Raw genomic sequence first — 19,430 nt, forward strand, 5'->3', positions numbered from 1 at the left:
AAAAAAGCCGCAATTTATTTGCGGCTTTTTTATGAAGCTTCGGACAAAATGTATATATTTGAGTATAATTGTCTGATATGAAAAAGAAAATTGAAGAATTATCTAAAGTAGAAGAGCCTGCGCTAGCCTATGGTTTGGCAGCGAGCTACAGTCCTCTAAGCTTAATTGTTGGTGGCAAGGCAGCAACTTATCCTTCAGATTTTGATTTGGTAAGTGTGGCACGTAAGGGAATATCAAAAAGAAATCTGCTTGCACTCGCAAAAAAACTTTACCTAACAATTGAAGAAATTTCTGATGTGTTACATATTAGCGAGCGTACCTTGCAACGTTATGAGCCTAGCACCTTAATTAAAACCGAACATGCAGATAGAGCAATTGAGTTAGCAAAGCTTTATGAACGTGGTGCAGTAGTTTTAGGTTCTTACGAGGCTTTTAATAAATGGTTACGTCATTCAAATTATGCGTTAAAAAACCAAGTGCCTTTAACACTACTAGACACAAGCATTGGCTTTACCTTAGTTTTAGATGTTTTAGGTAGGATAGAGCACGGGGTTTTTAGCTAATGCTGTTATATCGTGTTTCATCGCCTCAATATGCGGGCGATTTAAGTGGTAATGGTGCCAAGCTTTATGGTGGTAGGTGGAACGATAAAGGTATTGCAATGGTTTATCTAGCTTCTACAAGAGCATTAGCAATGATGGAACTATTGGTGCATTTAAGACCAGATGATTTGGAAAGAGCTTATATCATTACCGTATTCGAAGTTCCTGATGATAAGGTTTGTGGGGTGGACATGAATTTGTTACCTGCAGAATGGAAAGCAGAAGAAAGTAAGCATGTGTTAGCTAAATTGGGTAGAAAATTTATAGACGAAGGCAAGTGTTTATTAATGGAGGTGCCTTCTGTGCTGGTAGAAGAAGAAAGCAATTACGTTTTAAACCCCTTGCATATCGATGCTACAAAAGTTAAATTAATTTCGCAACGCTCATTTTCTTTTGATTTAAGGCTGAAAATTTAAAATTTAAGCTATTGCACTAGCAGATTACAGCCTCTAATATCGGCATTGTCAAACCTACCCATAATCTCAAATCGGTTTTCGCCATGTATTTTGCCCAAATCTTGTGTAGCGATAAACGAACAAGAGTTGATATTCGCTAAGTCAATCACATTGATGCCGCCGGTAGTGTGTGCCGCAGATAAAATACTTAAAGGATCAGAAGTGTCTCTTAATAGGATTTTCATCCAAGGTGGACATTGGAAAATACCATTGCTTTTGGAGTAACCTTGAGATAGTAATTCGGTCATTCCGTATTCGCTGTTAATTTGCTTTACACCAAACGATGCACATAGTAGCTGATGAAGTTCGGCACGTACCATTTCCTTGCGCTTACCTTTCATGCCTCCAGTTTCCATCACAATAAGTTCTGGGAAATCGATTTGATATTGTTCTGTGAAGTCTAGTAAGGCATAGGTAACACCAATTAGCAGCGTTTTTTGCTCCGCTGATTTTAGTTCTTCTAAAGTTTGGTGAAGTTCAGCATGATTATGGAGAAAATATCCACTTCTTGGATTTGTACTTTGTTTCAGCAAGTCATCAACCATATAAATTAAAGAAGAACCTTCACGTTCTAAATAAGATGGAAGCAGTGCCAAAATACAATAGTCATCGGCTTTGCCATAAAATAATTCAAATGCTTTATTGTAGCTCTGTTCATAAATAGCTAAATCTTGAACTAGATGTTTGCTCGTAATTTGACCGGTGGTTCCTGAACTGCTGAAGGCTATTTCTATAGGTTTTATAGAAGAAATAACTGAGTGTGATTTGAAAAAACTAATGGGTAAAAAAGGAATTTCACTATAGTTTATAATGTCTTTGGGATTAATCCTTAGGTGTGATATGTATTGTCGGTAAACATCGCAATTTGCTGCTTGATGTTTAAAAACACTAATCGCAGCGTCGTTAAATTCTTGCTCGTTGCTAATTGCGAAAATTTGCCCAGTATTTATATCCACTGGGCAAAAATACAATTTTTATTGATTACGCTTTGGCTTTAGAATTAATAGTAGATTTCCGGAAATGGTAGCCGCATAGACCACTAATTCCAGCTGTTAAGCCACCAATTAAAGCCGTTACGACCAAAATTGCTGGCCACACTTTTAATCCGAACATTTCGGAAACACGCCCCGCTAAGATGTGATTGTTAGGGAAACTTTTGTACAAAGCCATTGCCGTCCAGAGTACTACAATAGCAAAGAAAGGTTGCCAAAATGAAATTTTAGTAGTTTTTCCTATTATGCCACAGGTTGCAAACGATACTACGATAATTGTCCACCAAGGGAAAAAGCTTTGGGCAGCGAAAGATAGGATAAGTATAACGATGAAAACCATAGTCTATTTTTTTGAAATTTTATAACGAGAGATTATTTTTCCGCCTTTGTCGTCAGGAGATTGCATAAAGAATAGGTCATATAATTTGCCTTCTGCCCATGTGTCAATCATATTGTCGTAGAATGGACTGCCAGGATTTCCCGATTGCCCGCCCGGATAAACGCCATGACCTTTTGGAGTTTTGCCTAATTCAACTACCATTCTCCAAGAAGGACCATTGCTTTCTGATAAGGCATTTACAGTACTTTTTGAGCCGCCAATCAGCATTTTTTTAGAACCAAAGCCTGGAATTTTAGCTAGGTGTGGAACGTTAGAGTTTTTGAAATTTCCCCATTGCCATTCTTCGCCAATTGGCCCGTATTTTCGTTCTAAACTGTCACAAGCATATTTAAAAGAAGAGTTCACTAAATCTGCTAGCGTTTCTTTTTTTGATGTCTTTACATTATTGAACCATTTCGAGTTAGGGTCTTTCTGGATCAGTTCAATGGTACGATCTCTTGAAGGATAGCGCATTGGAACGTTTTTGTCACCAAAATCATCTTCCCATATTTCAGTCGATAGGCGTTTTGTCCAAAGGTCGAAAACACTTGCAGCAATTGATTTGGCATCAAAATACTTATTCCACTTTGTGACTAAATTATACGACTCTTTTTGTGTAGCGTTTAATTCTGCATTGTTTACCAAAGGCAAGATATAAGGCATCAGGTTTTCGGCCATAATGCTGTACGAATCCATTTGCAAGTTACGCATACTATCTGCAGTAATGTTTTTCATTGCAGTCAGTCTATCATTAATTCGCTTTCCTCGCTCATACGGAGAAAATTCCCAATTAATGTAATAAGGATAAGTAGGATCTGTAGAAGATTGGTTGGCAGAACTTACAAAGTTACGTGGTGGATTTTTAACCGTTGGATTTTGCGATGCCGGTATCCATCCTTGCCAATCGTTACTAGGATCGGTTCCATCTAAAATAAATTTACCTTGATTTTTCCATTTTAAAGGAAACTTGCCATTGGGCGTAATTGCGATATCGTTATCTACACTAGCGAAAATGAAGTTCTGCGCAGGAGCAGTAAAGTGGGGCAAAGCTTTACGATAATCGTCATAGTTTTTTCCACGGTTCATCAAGTAGAATGTTTTTAGTTCATTCGATTTTTCGTGAGCTATCCAGCGTAAAGCACTACCCGTTGGAACATTGTTTGCCCTTCCATAGTTAGGCTTTTGGAAGTAAACTATGGGGCCGTGGTGTGTGTATAGCACAGTATCTACAATATCTTTTGCACCTTTAATTTTTATGGTTTCGTATCTAGGTTTGGTTGCATTCCATTTGTTGTTGTACCAATATTCTTGATGTTTGTTGTCTTTAAATTTAATCTGATAAAAGTCTAAAACATCTGCAGCCACATTGGTAACGCCCCAAGCTATATTTTGGTTAAAACCGATAATTACTCCTGGTGCCCCTGGAAGTGAGACACCATACGTATTAATGCCTGGCGCATGCAACTGAATTTGGTACCATATAGAAGGTAGCGTCAAATCTAAATGCGGGTCGTTAGCCAAAACTGGAAATCCGGAAGCTGTTTTAATGCCCGAAACTGCCCAATTGTTACTGCCAATGCCTTCTACTTTTTGTTTGGTGGCAATATTGGTGCTCATCATCTCGGTAAAAGATTTGGGCGTAGCCGGAATTGGAAGTGGTTTAAAATCCCACTTTGTGCCAACAGGAATAATAGGATCTTCTTTAAAAGGATAATCTGGAAATAGATCTTTGGTGATTTCTGGTCCGTATTTGTTAAGGATGTTAGTCATGTAGAACTCGTCAGACCCCATTGCCAATACAGCCGACATTTGCTTAAGAAGTAGTGCACATTTTACTGGCGACCATTGTTCAGGTTTAAAGTCTAATAATTTATATTCTACAGGCAGCTTACGCTTATCTAGAGATTTGATGTAGTCGTTAATGCCTGCGGTATATGCCAATAACATCTCCCTAGATTCTGGGTCTGCCATCATTCCTTCTAGTGAATTTTCGGCGCCGTACATCATTCCCATTCTACGTTGATACTTATCTACTTCAATCGCTTTTTCACCTACTACTTCAGAAATTCTTCCGGCAGCAAAACGGGTTTGAAAATCCATTTGCCAAAGGCGATGCATAGCGGTAACGTAACCTTGCGCATAATAAAGATCATGATCGTTTTGCGCAAAAACGTGGGGTATCATACGATCATCAAAAGCAATTTCAATTTTATCTTTAGCGTTTTTTAATATTAGTTTTTTGTTCTTTTTCGGCGATATACTTTCCGCATTCTGCCAAAATCCAGTAAATGGATTTAAAAACTTTAAGAGCGGAGGAAGATCGCCAAACTTAGTATTTAACGCATATCCCAAAATTATTGGAATTATGATGCAAATCAATGCTTTAGCTCTGTTCATTTGGTAAAGGTTCTTTTTGGTTTTGTTCTCTGATGTGACATCAAAAGTAAGCAGCCAATTTAATTATAAATAACTAGTAAGCTAAATCTAATTTATTTTTCCTTAAAATGCTATGCTTGCATAAAATTTAATTTGTAAGTTTTAAAAAATGTATTAAGTTTATGTTATAAACAAATATAAACTACTCAACGTATGAACAAAATTTTTACTAAAGTCATTCTTGTGCTTGGTGTTTTGCTGTGGACCGGGTTCGCGGCAATTGCGCAAAGTATTGTGGTTAGTGGTACAGTTACCGATAAACTAACCAAAGAACCGATTCCAGGGGTAAGTGTTACAGTGAAAGGGAAAACGGTAGGTTCTTCTACCGACCAGAATGGTAGGTTCTCATTTACTACAACCGAAAAACCTCCCTTTACCTTATCTGTAACGTTTGTAGGTTTTAATACGGTAGAAAGACAAGTTACGGGCACAGCCACAGGTTTAAACTTCGAGTTAGAGTCTGGTGCAATACTTGGTCAGGAAGTGGTGGTTTCTGCTTCTAGAACGCCAGAGCGTATCTTAGAATCTCCGGTAACCATTGAGCGTATGGGACAAGCGCAGATTAAAGAAGCAGCAGCTCCGTCATTCTACGATGCGATCCAAAACATCAAAGGGGTGGAGATGAGTACGCAAAGTTTAACATTCAGATCTTACAATACACGTGGTTTTAATGCTAATGGTAACACTCGTTTCAATCAGTTAATTGATGGGATGGACAACCAAGCACCAGGCCTAAACTTCTCTGTTGGTAACATTGTAGGTATTACAGAGTTAGATGTTGATAATGTAGAGTTATTGCCAGGCGCTTCATCAGCATTATATGGTGCAGGTGGTATCAGCGGTACTTTATTAATGACCTCTAAAGACCCGTTTAAATATCAAGGTGTGAGTTTTCAAATGAAAACAGGTTTAAACCACGTGAATGATGCTAATACATCTGCGCAAGAGTTTAAACAATTTGATATGCGCATGGCAAAATCTTGGAATAATAAGTTTGGTGCCAAGTTCGCTTTCTCTTTCTTGCAAGCTACAGATTGGTTTGGTACAAATCAATCTAACTTTGATAGAGCGGCTAATATGCCAAAGGCAGGCACGCGTCAGTCAGATCCAAATTATGATGGGGTGAATGTTTATGGTGATGAAGTTAGTCAAAATATGAGAGCGGTAGCTAATTCTGTTTTAAATGCAGGAACCTCGAGTTACGTTAAAGCTGCACTTGGAATTCCAGGTACTACAATGCCTACTGAAGCTCAAATTACTGCTTTCAAATCAGATGCTACACGTTTAGGTATGCTTAATACGTTTTTGGCGACAAATGCTAATACCCGTGCGTTTTATGCAGGAGTTAATACTCCAGCGTTAAATGCAGCTCTTAACCAAAATGTTTCTAGAACTGGTTATGACGAAATTAATTTAGTGGACTATGATACAAAGTCTCTGAAAATGTCTGGTGGGCTATATTATAATTTAAGTAATACTGTTCAATTATCTGCAATGGCAAATTGGGGAACAGGAACATCAGTTTATACAGGTTCTGACCGTTATTCATTGCGTAATTTCAATATTGGATTATATAAATTGGAATTGAAAGGCGAAGATTTTTACATTAGAGGTTATACTACTCAAGAACGTTCTGGAGACTCTTATATTTCTTCTATTTTGGGAAGTTATGTGAATGAGAAAACGAAAGCTTCAACTGCTTGGTTTCCTCAATACGTTGGAAATTACATAGGAGCATTGGCTGGGGGCGCTGATAATGCTGCAGCACATCAGGCGGCTCGTAATGTAGCTGATGCAAACAGAGTTCAGCCTGGAACACCTCAGTTTGAAACTTATGCTAGTCAAATTAAAAATACCTACATCAGCCAAACAAATATGAATACTGGCGTTTATGGTGCAAAATTCAACGATAAATCAAACCTTTATCATTATGAAGGTATGTATAACTTCTCTAGATTATTTAATAATGCTGTAGAGTTTCAGGTTGGTGCTTCGGCTCGTAGATTTGATTTAAACTCTGGCGGTACAATTTTCGATGATTTAAACCAAGAAATTGATATTGATGAATATGCAGCTTTTGGCCAATTAGGCAAAAAGTTTGGAGAGTCATTTAAAGTAACTGTTGCAGGCCGTTTTGATAAAAGCCAAAACTTCGAAGGTCGTTTTACGCCGCGTATAACTGGAGTTTGGACTGTTGCTAAAAATTCAAATATTCGTGCTTCTTTCCAAACAGGTTTCCGTAACCCTACTACGCAAAATCAATATATCGATTTATCAGTAGGTGGTGGTAGTCAGCGTTTAATTGGGGGGCTTCCGTCATTTTTAAATAAATACAATTTGTTAACCAACAGACCTTTTACCGAAGCTAGTTACCGACAAGCAGTTGCTGGTACTGGTCCTTTAGTACAATATACTTTCGATCCAGCAGGTGTACGTCCAGAAAGTGTTAAAGCTTACGAGCTAGGTTATAAAGGTCTTCTTGGATCAAACTTCTTAATAGATGTATATGGTTTCTACAATGAGTATAAAGACTTTATTACGGGCGTAAATGTTTACCAAAATCAAGGTACAGCTACAAGTCCTACTTTTGTTAAATTTGGCGTGCCTGTAAATGCTGCTGGCAAAGTTAATACTTACGGAGGTGCCTTTGGTTTAGACTATGTTAGAGGTAAATACACTTTCTCAGGTAATGTATCTTATAATAAAATTGGAGATCTACCAGCAGATTACAACAACGATTTCAACACACCAGAAATTCGTTACAACTTAGGTTTAAGCAACCGCGAAGTTTTCAAAAACGTAGGTTTCAATGTTAACTATCGTTGGCAAGATAGATTTACTTGGTTTTCATCATTTGCAGGTGGCGAAGTACCAGCATTTGGAACTGTAGATGCACAAGTGAATTTGAAAATGCCTTCAGTTAATTCAGTAATTAAAATTGGTGGTTCAAATATCTTAAACAAATATTACATCACTTCTTATGGTAACCCAGAAGTAGGTGCAATGTATTATGTTTCATTGGCGTTTAACCCATAAGGCAAACTTTGTCAATCTTTTGAAGATTGACAAAGTTCATTCAGCGCAAAAGCCCCGAGAAAATCTCGGGGCTTTTGCGTTTGTTAGTGTTCGTCATTTCGACAACGTTAGGAGGAGAAATCCCTGTGTTTATTAGCAGAAACCGATAGGCTGTGCTACTATGTAACAGATTTCTCAGTCGTACCTCCTTCGAAATGACGCAAAGTTTAAAGCTATAAATTACTTGTACATTTCTTCTCTCAACTTGGCTACTTCGCTGTTATTGATATATTCGTCATAAGTCATCAATTTATCGATGATACCTTTTGGAGTGATTTCGATAATTCTGTTAGCAACAGATTCAGTCAAAGCATGATCTCGTGAAGTAAACAACATGGTGCCTTTAAAATCTTTCATCCCATTGTTTAGTGCGGTAATCGATTCCAAATCTAAGTGGTTGGTTGGTTCATCAAACATTAAGAAGTTTGCCTGTTGCAACATCATTCTTGAGAACATACAACGCATTTTCTCACCTCCAGAAAGTACTTTAACGTTTTTCATTACTTCCTCGCCAGAGAACAACATACGGCCCAAGAAACTACGAACAAATTGCTCGTCAGCATCAGTACCAGAATACTCACGTAACCAATCTACCAAGTTCTCGTCTTTGTTCGCAAAAAACTCAGTGTTATCGTTAGGGATATCAGCTATGCTAATGGTTACACCAAACTTAAACTCACCAGTGTAATCTTTATCGTTACCGTTTAATATTTCATAAAAAGCTGCGGTAGCCAAACTGTTTTGAGAAAGCACTGCAATTTTATCTCCTTTGTTCACCATAAAGCTGATGTCCTTAAAGAAAACTTCGCCGTTTACCGTTTTGCCTAATTTTTCGACCTGTAGAATTTGATCACCAGCTTCACGAGCACCATTATTGTTAAACATAATAGCTGGGTACTTGCGGCTCGATGCTTTAATTTCCGAGATATCGATTTTATCTAAAGCTTTCTTACGTGAAGTTGCCTGTTTAGATTTAGACGCATTCGCACTAAACCTACGGATGAACTCCTGCAATTCTTTTACCTTGTCTTCTAGTTTTTTGTTTTGGTCAGAACGTTGTTTCAAAGCCAACTGAGAACTTTCGTACCAGAAACTGTAGTTACCAGTGTAAATGCTCATTTTGCTGAAATCTATATCTACAATGTGCGTACAAACTGCATCTAAAAAGTGCCTATCGTGACTTACTACCAATACGATATTTTGGTAATCTGCCAAGAAATTTTCCAACCAAGCAATGGTATCGATATCCAAATCGTTGGTGGGCTCATCCAGCAATAAAATATCAGGATTACCAAATAAAGCCTGTGCCAATAACACACGTACCTTTTGGTTACCGTCTAATTCTTTCAATAATTTATGGTGAAATTCTTCTTTAATGCCAAGGTTGCTCAACATCGTAGCAGCATTGCTTTCCATGTTCCAACCATCCATTTCGGCAAAAAGATTTTCTAGTTCTCCAGCACGTTCGCCATCTTTTTCCGTGAAATCTTCTTTCATATAGATAGCGTCCTTTTCTTTCATGATGTCGTACAATTGCTTGTGTCCCATCATTACGGTTTCAATTACCGGAAATTCATCGAACTCGTAGTGGTTTTGCTTAAGCACAGCCATACGTTCGCCAGGTGTAAATGCCACCGTACCACTAGTTTGTTGCACATCGCCAGATAAAATCTTCATAAAAGTAGATTTACCTGCGCCGTTGGCACCAATTACGCCATAACAGTTGCCATGCGTAAATTTTAGGTTAACATCTTCGAAAAGTGTACGTTTTCCGTAACGTAGCGATAGGTTTGAAACTGAAATCATGTTGCTGAAAAATAAGCCGCAAAGGTAGTTAAAAAAGGTGGAAGCTGAAAGGTTTAAGGCTAATGGTGTTTTTTTTGGAAAACAAAGTTGGAAGTTCTTGGCAATTGTAGCCCCTTTCCCAAGGAACCCCTTTGGGGCTTTTTGCTGTAATCTTTTTGTGTTCCATCCATCGTCATTTCGAACGCAGAGAGAAATCTAAAAGTTAGAAGCTTCTATGTAACAGATTTCTCTCTGCGTTCGAAATGACGTAACAAAAAGGATTGGGTTTGAATAACAAAGGCATTGCAACAATCGCAGGACTTTGGGCTGTGCTAAACTGCCGTAACTTTGTCAATCTTCTAAACATTTCAAATTAAGATTGACAAAGGTTAGTCGCCAAGCATCCTCATTCTGTAACACATCATTGCGGTTTTACCCAACTTTTTAATTAAGTGGTAATTGGCCACCGCACCAACTGCAGCACCCACAACGGGAAGTAATTGGGCTAGTTTCGCTAAATCAATGTAGTCGCGGTATTCTTGCTGAAATGTCTGCCAGTCGAAACCATCTCCGCTTTCTGGAAGTAAAAAGAGCTTGTCTTCCCAATTCTCCATTTGTGCCAATACTTTCTGACTGCCCGCTTGGCTAGAAAACGCCATTTGAAAAATATGCAGGATGTACAATCGTTCTCGGAAATCACTAGTGTCGAAACCGTAAAGTGCAGCAACTTCATAAAGTAGCTTGATCTTAATGGCAATTAATATTGGGAAATCTGCCATACTCATTAAAAAGCCTCCCGCACCGGTAATGCCACCTTCGGCTGCGCCAGTTTTACAATAGCTGTCAATTTTTGATTTCACTAAAGCTTCTCTATGGATCAAACTCATTTCTTCAGGCGGCATATTAGAACTGGTAATTTCTGAACCAAATAACACCGCTTTAACCATCTGCTTAATAGTTACGGTAATTGCCTTATGTACTTTCTGCGGAATGTAACTGTTAATTTTCCCCTGAACCTTTGTCGCAATATTTCCCATGAGCGATGGTTTTTTCATCACTTCTAGTTTCCAAAATTGGAGTTCTAGTTCTATTTGCTGTTGGTAGTTTTGCATGGCTGTTGGATTAACAACATCTTAGAGCAACAAAAGTTGACTGATGTTACACTTCGGAGGATAAATAAGAAACGTTGTTGCACAAAAAAGCCCTCCGATTTTTTTATCAGAGGGCTTCTAGTTATATGTCGCTTTTTAAGCTGCTTTTTTCTTCTTGGTTTCGCTGTAACCTGCAAAGCCTAAGCAAAGTAAAAGGAGGATAGTTCCCGCTAACGAAATTTTCTCGCCTGTATAATAAGACTTAGGCTCAAATTTAAATTCAACTTTATGGTTTCCGGCAGGTAATTGAGCGGCTCTTAATACATAGTCAGCTCTGAAATAAGGCTTTTGCTCGCCATCGATGTACATATTCCAGCCTTTATCGTAGTAAACTTCAGAAAATACTGCAATTACATCTCTAGGTGCACTGTAGCTATATTCCATGTGATCTGGGTGGTATTTCTCTAACTTGATAAATGCCGTTGGATCTGCACCCAAACGGGTTGTGTCTAATAATTTTTTGTACTGCTCATCAACAATAGCTTCCTGCTTTGGATCGAAACTGCTGATCGCTTTCATTTCTTCATCAGAATTTTTAACGAACTGCACGCTCTTCACAATCCAAGCATTACCTAAAGCAGTAGCATTTCTATTCATTTTGTACGAACCATTTTGAGGATCTTGAGTAATAAAGTATCTCGTGTTCAGCATGTCCAACACATCTTGGTTTACACTCTTAGAGAATTGATGCTGAATTAACTCATCGTACCTCTTCAGTTTTGCTGCGTGATACCCCCCAATAGTTTTGTGAAAAGTAGAAATACTAGCATCACTAAATGTGTTCACGGTTTGATCGTAAACTCTGTAGTGAGGGTCTTTATCGCTCGAAATCAAATTATCGATATCCCTAGGTTGGAAATAATTTGCCAAGGTAGATTTGCTTTCAAAATTATCTTTGTTCAGGTATTTGCGGTCTACTTGCCACATATCAATTAAAACAGCAACAGCTAATAATCCGAAAGCTAGATTTGCATTCAATTTTTTAGTAATGAAAGCCCAAACAATACCGTAACCAATTGCGATAAACAAAAATGCTCGGAAAGCATCTGCACGGGCAATAGCCGCACGATCTTCAATCAATGCATTCATCAGCTTCTGTGCTGCACCTGCATTATTCTGTAGTGCTTGTGTTAAAGCTTGTAAAATTTCGGCGTGGTTATTTGTTTTAAAGCTGAAGAATAGGGTAGGAGCAATGGCAACAATTAATGCAAAACCACCAGTTATACCCGCCGACCAAGTCAGTTTTTTAACTAATTCTTTTTGTTCAAGTTTACCTTCTTGTGCTTCTTTCAAAGCTAAGAATGCTAAAATTGGCACCATTAAACCAACTACTGCTAATATAGATTCTACTGCTCTAAATTTGTTGTAAAGTGGGAAATAATCGTAAAATAAATCAGATACTAGTGGGAAATTTTTACCGAATGAAAGTAAAATGAATAATACGGTTGTCGCTAATATCCACCATTTTAACCTGCTACGAACAATGAATAGGCCGAAGATAAATAAGAAACAGGCGATGGCTCCAAAGTAATATCCTCCAGAAGTGCCGGGTTTTTCGCCCCAGTACTCTTGCATATTAAAACCTTGTGCTAGTTGCTGTATGATTTGCGTGGTTTGACCCGGATCGCCACCAGCAAAATCTGCTGAAACAGCTTTGAATAAATTGCTTTCCGGTTTTACTAATTCACTTATGCCCGTAGCACCTCCGTATAAGTTAGGAATTAAGAAGGTAAAGCTTTCGCCCACGCCTTGGCTCCAAGCGTAAGCATAATCTTTGCTCATACCAGCTTTTTCCTTTGAGCCCGCTTCTGTTGAAGTTAAATTAGATTTTCCTCGGTTAGTTTCTGCTGCATATTCTGAGGTTGTCCATAATAAGCTGGCATTAATCATCACCGCAATTACTACCGAGCCTGCTAAATAACCAACCGCTTTACCAAAAGCAGGTAAGGTTTTGTTTTTATAAGCTTGATATAGTTCTATCCCTACTAAAATTAACAAAGAGAGGAATAGGTAGTAAGTCATTTGTACGTGATTAGCCCTAATTTCTAATGCTAAAAACATTGCAGTTAAACTTGCTCCAAGCAGATACCTGCCTCGCAAAGTCATTAAAATACCTGCAATTATTGGTGCAAAAAAGCCAATAGCTAAAGCTTTATTGCTGTGGCCTGTGGCAATTAGTACAAAGTTGTAGGTGGTAAAAGCAAATGCTATGGCACCTGCTGCTGCCAGCCAGGGGTTAACCTTTAACGTGATGAATAGAAAATAAGCACCAACTAGCAATAATAAAACCGTACCAACGGGATTTGGAAGTGCTTTTGTAATTAATGCAATGCCATAAGTTGCACCGTTGTAGGCATATTGTACCCAGATTTGATAAGCTGGCATGCCGCCAAACATTTGATTTGTCCAAAGTGGCCCTTTGCCATCCTTCTCTTTGTACTCCATGATTTCTTTTTGCATGGCTTTAGATTGGATCACATCGCTCTGCGCTGGTGCTTTACCTTGCAAAACTGGACTAAAATAGACGAAACAGATAACAACAAATGCTGCTAGAATGGCTAAGTGGATGCCATTTTTATTGAACCAATTATTCATATGTGGTTAATGATATTTTTAATTGTTATATGGAATAGCCATGTAGCGTTTGTTGTGTTTTTGGAAACATGGATATTTTATATTCATTTTTAACTCAGCCCAAAAATAGAAATTTGAAGCAGATTAAGAAGAAAATTTTGTGAAGGTAGGGTATGTAGTTCGTCATTGCCAGCTTGACTGGCAATCGTAATGCTAAAAAAGGTATAAAAAAGTATATCGCTTTACGATTCCCGTTTTCACGGGAATGACGATATCACATTGGTAAGTGCAACCTTGTAACCTTTCAACATTCCAACCAACTTAAAAATCCTTATTTAGCAATTTCTCCAATTCCCCAAAAGAAACATTCATACGTACTCGACCTTGTTTGGCATAAGCAATTTCACCAGTTTCTTCAGAAATAATAACCGCTACAGCATCGGTAGCTTCAGAAACTCCGATACCAGCTCTGTGTCTTAATCCAAATTGTGCTGGTAGTTTGTTGTTATCTGTTAATGGAAGAATGCAACTTGCACTTTTAATTTTATTTTCGGAAATTACTACTGCGCCATCGTGTAAAGGGCTATGTTTTTGGAAGATACTTTCCAGTAATCTTTTAGAGATTTTACTGTCAATTAATTCACAACTGTTGGTGAAAAATTCATCGTCATAATATTTTACAAATACCATTAAGGCACCAGTACGTGATTTTTTCATGCTTTTACAGGCATCAATTATTGGTTTTATACGCAAAAGGTTGTCTTGCTCTGCACTTTTGTTTCCAAACAAATAGCCCCACCAAGCTTTGTTTTTTTGCAGAAAAGTTGTTTTTCCGAGATGGAGTAAAAATCGTCTTATTTCGGGTTGAAAAATGATAACCATCGCCAAAATACCCACACTCATAAATTTGTTGATGATGGCTTCTAGCAATTCCATGCGAAGACCTTTTACTACGTAGTAAACGAGTACAATGATCACCATGCCCAATACCAAGTTAACGGCCAAGGTGTTGCGTATAAGGCTGTAAATGTAATAGATGAGAATAGCCACCAAGGCAATATCTATTACGTTTATCCAGGTTATATTTAAAAAATCGAAGTCAAAAATTTCCATTGTTGTACAAGATAGGTAATATAGGTTAATTGTTGAAACTGTTTGAATTGGTTAACTGCACAATTGGTTCCTATGCTATTCAACAATTAACCAGTTAACCAATTTTAACGATTAACCAAAACAGCGATTAACCAACTCCACGCACTCTAAGGCTTCCTTTACATCGTGTACACGTAAAATATTTGCTCCTTTAAGTAGGGCCGTAGTATTGAGTACAGTTGTTCCGTTTAATGCGTCTTCAGTTTTGATATTCAGTGCTTTGGTAATCATCGATTTTCTGGAAAAACCAACCAACAAAGGCAATTCGAAGAAGTTGAGCATTTGCATATTCCTTAAAAGCTCGTAGTTATGGTTCAAAGTTTTGGCAAAGCCGAAGCCTGGATCTATGATGATATCCTTTACACCAAGTGACGTTAATTCTTTGATTTTTTCACTGAAATAACTAAAAACTTCCTTTGTTACATTTTCATAGCTCGGGCTTTCTTGCATATTCTGCGGCGTACCTTTCATATGCATCATAATGTAGGGCACCTGCAGTTTCGCTACAGTTTCGAACATTTTATCGTCTAAGTTGCCAGCGGCGATGTCGTTAATGATGTGTGCGCCTGCGTTAATGGCTTCTTCAACAGCTTTCGCTCTAAAAGTATCTACAGAGATTAATGTTTCGGGGAATGCTTTGTTAATCGCTTCAACTATTGGAACCAAACGCTCAATTTCTTCTGTTTCATTTACATCGGCTGCGCCCGGACGAGAAGAATAAGCACCTAAATCGATGAACTTCGCACCAGCTTTGATGAAGTTTTCTACGCTTCGTAGTGCGTCATCTACAGAGCTTACCCTGCTTTTATTGTAGAACGAATCTGGAGTGATATTTAGGATTGCCATTACCGAAGGTTTGCTGATATCAATCAACTTGCCTTTACAGTTTAGCGTTTGTTTTCGGTTTAAAAATGTATCTTTAGCCATCAGTTAACAACGGTTACGTAGAGATGTCTTAATGAGCATTTCGTCATTTCGAACGTAGAGAGAAATCTGTTTTTAAGCCTTTTAAGGTGCTAGATTTCTCCTCGTTCCTTGTCGAAATGAAGCAATTTTTATCGCCTCTACGGTTCCAAAATTAAATATTTTAATTGTTTTGGCAGCAAATACATCTCTAGAATACGATAACGTCATTGCGGTTTGTAAATCGCTTTTTATTAAAAAGACAAAAGATTACGGTACGGCTTGGCGCATTTTACGTCCGGCATCTATTACCGACCAAATCTTTATCAAAGCGCAGCGCATTAGAACTTTAGAGGAGAAAAAGGTTTCTAAAGTAGAAGAGGGTGTGGTTTCGGAATATATCGGAATTATTAACTATTGTGTAATGGCTATTTTGCAATTGGAGTTGGATAAAGATGAGCCTAACGAACTAGCTGTAGATGTTACTGAAACTTACTACGATGCGAGGGTTAAAGAAACCAAAGACCTAATGATGGATAAAAACCACGATTATGGCGAGGCGTGGAGAGATATGCGCATCAGTTCTTTAACTGATTTGATTTTGATGAAGATTTTGAGAGTGAAGCAAATCGAAGATAACGATGGACAGACTTTAGCATCAGAAGGCATCAAAGCAAATTATCAAGATATGTTGAATTACGCGGTGTTTGCATTGATTAAATTAGGGGTGGCATAAAAAGTAAAAAATTGGAAATCCAAAGTTCAAATTCTATAGCGAAAAGGCAAGCTTTATCAACAAAGGATGAGCTAGATGAATTTGGATTTTCTATTGTAAATGATATTTACTCTGAAGCTGAAGTGTTGCAAATATTAGCACTCATTGCTTCGAAAGATAGCGATAGAGCTACTTTTAGGAAATCGGAGGACTTATTTGCGATTAGACAGTTCTTGAAAGAGGTTCCTGAAGTAAAAGAAATTGTTTTTAATGACAAGCTGAAAAATCTGATAACAGAAGTCTTTGGTGAAAGTTTTTTTGTGGTTAAAAGCATTTATTTCGATAAACCAGAAAAATCTAATTGGTATGTTTCTTATCATCAAGATTTAACTATTTCTGTCGATAAGAAAACAGAATTGGAAGGTTTTGGACCATGGACAACAAAGCAAGGTCAGTTTGCTGTGCAGCCGCCATTGGCTATTTTACAAAGGAATTTTACCATTAGAATTCATTTAGATGATACTGACGAAAATAATGGTGCCTTAAAAGTTATTCCTCAATCGCATTTGAAAAATATTTATCGACCTGAAACCATTAATTGGGAAGTTGAAAAAGAAACAATTTGTGAAGTGAAAAAAGGAGGAGTAATGTTGATGAAGCCTTTAACTTTACACAGTTCAAGCAGAACAACTAACGGACAAAAAAGAAGAGTAATACACATAGAGTTTTCTGACGTTGACTTGCCAGCAGGGCTTCAATGGTCGGAGAGATTAAATTAAGCAAATAGGAGCAATGCCGTTCTAGCTTTTCAAAAATAAAAATATCGTCATTTCGACGAAGGAGAAATCTAGCAGATTGTTAGATTTCTCACTACGTTACTCTTCGTTCGAAATGACGGCAAAACAAAATATATGAAAAAAGCACTTTTTCACTTCTCAAAATGGTTTGTAGGCATCCTGTTTATCTTTTCAGGATTGATAAAAGCCAACGACCCGCTAGGTTTTGGTTATAAATTACAAGAGTATTTCGAGGTTTTCCATATCAGTTTTTTAAATGGTTGGGCAACTGGAATTGCTGTATTGCTTTGCATACTAGAAATTGTATTTGGTGCACTTTTACTATTTGGCATCTTCCGAAATTTTGTGGTGAAAGGTTTGTTAGCTACTATTATCTTTTTCACTTTCCTAACTTTTGTATCGGCAGCATTTAAAGTAGTTACTTCATGCGGTTGTTTTGGCGATGCCATTCCTTTAACACCTTGGCAATCGTTCGGTAAAGATGTGGTATTGTTAGTGCTAATTGTGTTTATTTATCTCAATAGAAGTTTAATAAAACCTATTTCTGAAAAGCCAGGAGTACAAAGTGGGATATTTGGCGGTGTTTTTACAGCATCTTTACTGTTTAGCACTTTTACTTATACTAGGTTGCCAGTTATTGATTTCCTTCCATACAAAATTGGTTCTAGTATTCCAGAAAACATGAAAATTCCTGAAGGTGCGCCAGTAGATGAGTACCTGATTATGTACGATTTGAAACATAAAAAGACTGGCGAAACCCAAACCATGAGTGATAAGGATTACATGTCTAAAGAAGTTTGGAAAGATGAAAATTGGGAAGTGGTGGGTTCTCCATCTAAAAAACTGATTAAAAAAGGTTATGATGTGAAAATCAAAGACCTAATGATTACCGACGCTTCGGGAACAGATTATACCAAGGAGATTGTCGAAAATCCTTACTATAACTTGGTGGTGGTGGCGTATAACCTCAACGAAACTAATGAAGATGCCATTGCTGAAGCAAATGCATTGGCTCTAAATGCAGCAGAGCAATTTAACATCCGTACCGTATTGCTAACCTCGAACTCTGCAAAGGACGCAGAGAAATTTAGTAAACGCATGAAGCTGTTTATGGAAGTATTCTATGCAGATGCGGTGCCTCTAAAAAGTATGGTCCGTGCCAATCCAGGAGTACTTTTATTAAAAAATGGTGTCATTGTGAACAAATGGCATTACCATTCATTACCTTCGTTTGATAGCTTCACAGAAAAATACTTCGCAAAATAATGGGCATCTACGCACTCAGAAAATTATTATACGGACTTGCGGTAATGGCAGGTGTGGTAGCTGTGGTGTTTGTGCTGTTCAATATTTTACCTGGCGACCCTGCTCGTATGACTATGGGGCAACGCTCTGATGTACAATCTTTAGAAGCGGTGCGCAAAGAATTTGGACTGGATAAATCGAAACCTGTGCAGTTCTTTTTATATGTGAATGACCTGTCTCCAATTAGTGTTCATGAAAATACGCCAGAAAACCAAGAGAAATACGGTTACGTAAAAATGTTTAAAATTGGCGATGATGCTTGGGTTTTAAAAAAGCCCTACCTGCGTCGCTCTTATCAAACCAAAAGAGATGTAACTACTATATTGGGAGAAACTGTACCGAATACTTTTGTTTTGGCATTAACTGCGATGATTTTTGCCACCATTATTGGTGTGTTCTTAGGTGTACTGTCTGCAGTTTATAAAGGCACTTGGATTGACAAAGCAGCTAATATGTTTGCCATTTTAGGAATTTCAGCGCCTGCTTTTTTTGCTGGAATTATCATTGCTTGGTTCTTTGGTTTTGTACTTTCAGATTATACGGGTTTAAATATGAGTGGCAGTTTATATAGCTACGACCCGTTCGAGGGAGAAATCATCACACTAAGAAATTTATGGTTGCCGATGATTACGTTGGGTCTTCGTCCGCTGGCCATTATTGTGCAGTTAACCCGCAGTGCGATGTTAGATGTGCTTTCGCAAGATTACATCCGTACCGCAAGGGCAAAAGGTTTATCCCGTAAAACGATAATCTATAAACACGCTTTAAAAAATGCACTTAACCCGGTAATTACCGCAATTTCTGGGTGGTTTGCTTCTTTATTGGCAGGTTCGTTCTTTGTAGAGTACATTTTCGGTTACAACGGTTTGGGTCGCACTACAGTTTACGCTTTAGAAATGTCGGATTTTCCAGTGGTAATGGGCTCAATTTTGTTCATTGCTTTTGTTTTTGTGGTGGTAAATATCTTGGTAGATTTGTTGTATGCTTGGATAGACCCGAGAGTGAAACTAGCGTAGTGGGGATTGGTTAATCGTTTAAATCGGTTAATTGGTTAACTGTTAGGCTGCTCGCTTATTCTGCAAATTGTTAAATTGCAAGTATGCTCAATT

General features: G+C 37.9%; 15 protein-coding genes. 7 read left to right on the top strand and 8 right to left on the bottom strand.

Features of this window, described 5'->3' with window-relative positions; translation table 11 throughout:
• Positions 1-77: 77 nt before the first annotated feature.
• Positions 78-563: an MbcA/ParS/Xre antitoxin family protein gene (locus REI64_RS11750; RefSeq protein WP_308850316.1), complete on the top strand. Its 486-nt coding sequence runs from the start codon at positions 78-80 to the stop codon at positions 561-563.
• Complete coding sequence (locus REI64_RS11755) at positions 563-1,018, top strand: RES family NAD+ phosphorylase (RefSeq protein WP_308850317.1); 456 nt, start codon at positions 563-565, stop codon at positions 1,016-1,018. The genes REI64_RS11750 and REI64_RS11755 overlap by 1 nt, the downstream gene beginning before the upstream one ends.
• Before the next feature lie 8 nt (positions 1,019-1,026).
• On the opposite strand, the gene REI64_RS11760 is transcribed toward REI64_RS11755, so the two are convergent.
• Genes REI64_RS11760 through REI64_RS11770 form a run of 3 tightly spaced genes read right to left on the bottom strand, consistent with a single transcriptional unit; the run spans position 1,027 to position 4,825 of the window.
• A complete protein-coding gene (locus tag REI64_RS11760; RefSeq protein WP_308850318.1) occupies positions 1,027-2,013 on the bottom strand; it encodes an acyl transferase in 987 nt (328 codons plus the stop codon).
• A 25-nt stretch (positions 2,014-2,038) separates the two neighbouring features.
• Positions 2,039-2,389, bottom strand: coding sequence for a hypothetical protein (locus REI64_RS11765; RefSeq protein WP_308850319.1), 351 nt, complete (start codon positions 2,387-2,389; stop codon positions 2,039-2,041).
• A 3-nt stretch (positions 2,390-2,392) separates the two neighbouring features.
• Positions 2,393-4,825, bottom strand: a complete 2,433-nt coding sequence (locus tag REI64_RS11770; RefSeq protein WP_308850320.1) for a penicillin acylase family protein — start codon at positions 4,823-4,825, stop codon at positions 2,393-2,395.
• A 192-nt stretch (positions 4,826-5,017) separates the two neighbouring features.
• Between REI64_RS11770 and REI64_RS11775 the strand changes: the two genes are divergently transcribed.
• Complete coding sequence (locus REI64_RS11775; protein WP_308850321.1) at positions 5,018-7,900, top strand: TonB-dependent receptor; 2,883 nt, start codon at positions 5,018-5,020, stop codon at positions 7,898-7,900.
• Between the two features lie 219 nt (positions 7,901-8,119).
• On the opposite strand, the gene REI64_RS11780 is transcribed toward REI64_RS11775, so the two are convergent.
• From REI64_RS11780 to folP, 5 genes are all read right to left on the bottom strand, one after another.
• The gene (locus REI64_RS11780) at positions 8,120-9,745 is read right to left on the bottom strand and encodes an ATP-binding cassette domain-containing protein (RefSeq protein ID WP_308850322.1); all 1,626 of its coding nucleotides are present in this window, start codon (positions 9,743-9,745) and stop codon (positions 8,120-8,122) included.
• A 368-nt stretch (positions 9,746-10,113) separates the two neighbouring features.
• Positions 10,114-10,836, bottom strand: coding sequence for an EcsC family protein (locus REI64_RS11785; RefSeq protein WP_308850323.1), 723 nt, complete (start codon positions 10,834-10,836; stop codon positions 10,114-10,116).
• 135 nt (positions 10,837-10,971) lie between these two features.
• Positions 10,972-13,470 (bottom strand): YfhO family protein, encoded by a 2,499-nt coding sequence (locus REI64_RS11790; protein ID WP_308850324.1) that lies wholly within the window; start codon positions 13,468-13,470, stop codon positions 10,972-10,974.
• Between the two features lie 300 nt (positions 13,471-13,770).
• On the bottom strand, positions 13,771-14,562 hold the full coding sequence (gene cdaA, locus REI64_RS11795) for a diadenylate cyclase CdaA (protein WP_308850325.1): 792 nt from the start codon (positions 14,560-14,562) through the stop codon (positions 13,771-13,773).
• A gap of 111 nt (positions 14,563-14,673) precedes the next feature.
• Positions 14,674-15,528 (bottom strand): dihydropteroate synthase, encoded by an 855-nt coding sequence (folP, locus tag REI64_RS11800; RefSeq protein ID WP_308850326.1) that lies wholly within the window; start codon positions 15,526-15,528, stop codon positions 14,674-14,676.
• 169 nt (positions 15,529-15,697) lie between these two features.
• Between folP and REI64_RS11805 the strand changes: the two genes are divergently transcribed.
• The 4 genes from REI64_RS11805 to REI64_RS11820 all read left to right on the top strand — a co-directional run bounded on the left by REI64_RS11805 (position 15,698) and on the right by REI64_RS11820 (position 19,337).
• Positions 15,698-16,240 carry a DUF1599 domain-containing protein gene (locus tag REI64_RS11805; RefSeq protein ID WP_308850327.1) on the top strand — a complete coding sequence of 181 codons (543 nt, stop codon included), beginning with the start codon at positions 15,698-15,700 and terminating at the stop codon, positions 16,238-16,240.
• An 11-nt stretch (positions 16,241-16,251) separates the two neighbouring features.
• A complete protein-coding gene (locus tag REI64_RS11810; protein WP_308850328.1) occupies positions 16,252-16,998 on the top strand; it encodes a phytanoyl-CoA dioxygenase family protein in 747 nt (248 codons plus the stop codon).
• 132 nt (positions 16,999-17,130) lie between these two features.
• Positions 17,131-18,282 (top strand): BT_3928 family protein, encoded by a 1,152-nt coding sequence (locus REI64_RS11815; RefSeq protein WP_308850329.1) that lies wholly within the window; start codon positions 17,131-17,133, stop codon positions 18,280-18,282.
• Positions 18,282-19,337 carry an ABC transporter permease gene (locus REI64_RS11820; RefSeq protein WP_308850330.1) on the top strand — a complete coding sequence of 352 codons (1,056 nt, stop codon included), beginning with the start codon at positions 18,282-18,284 and terminating at the stop codon, positions 19,335-19,337. The genes REI64_RS11815 and REI64_RS11820 overlap by 1 nt, the downstream gene beginning before the upstream one ends.
• Positions 19,338-19,430: the final 93 nt, after the last annotated feature.

Source organism: Pedobacter sp. (genome assembly GCF_031119335.1).
Taxonomy (GTDB): domain Bacteria; phylum Bacteroidota; class Bacteroidia; order Sphingobacteriales; family Sphingobacteriaceae; genus Pedobacter.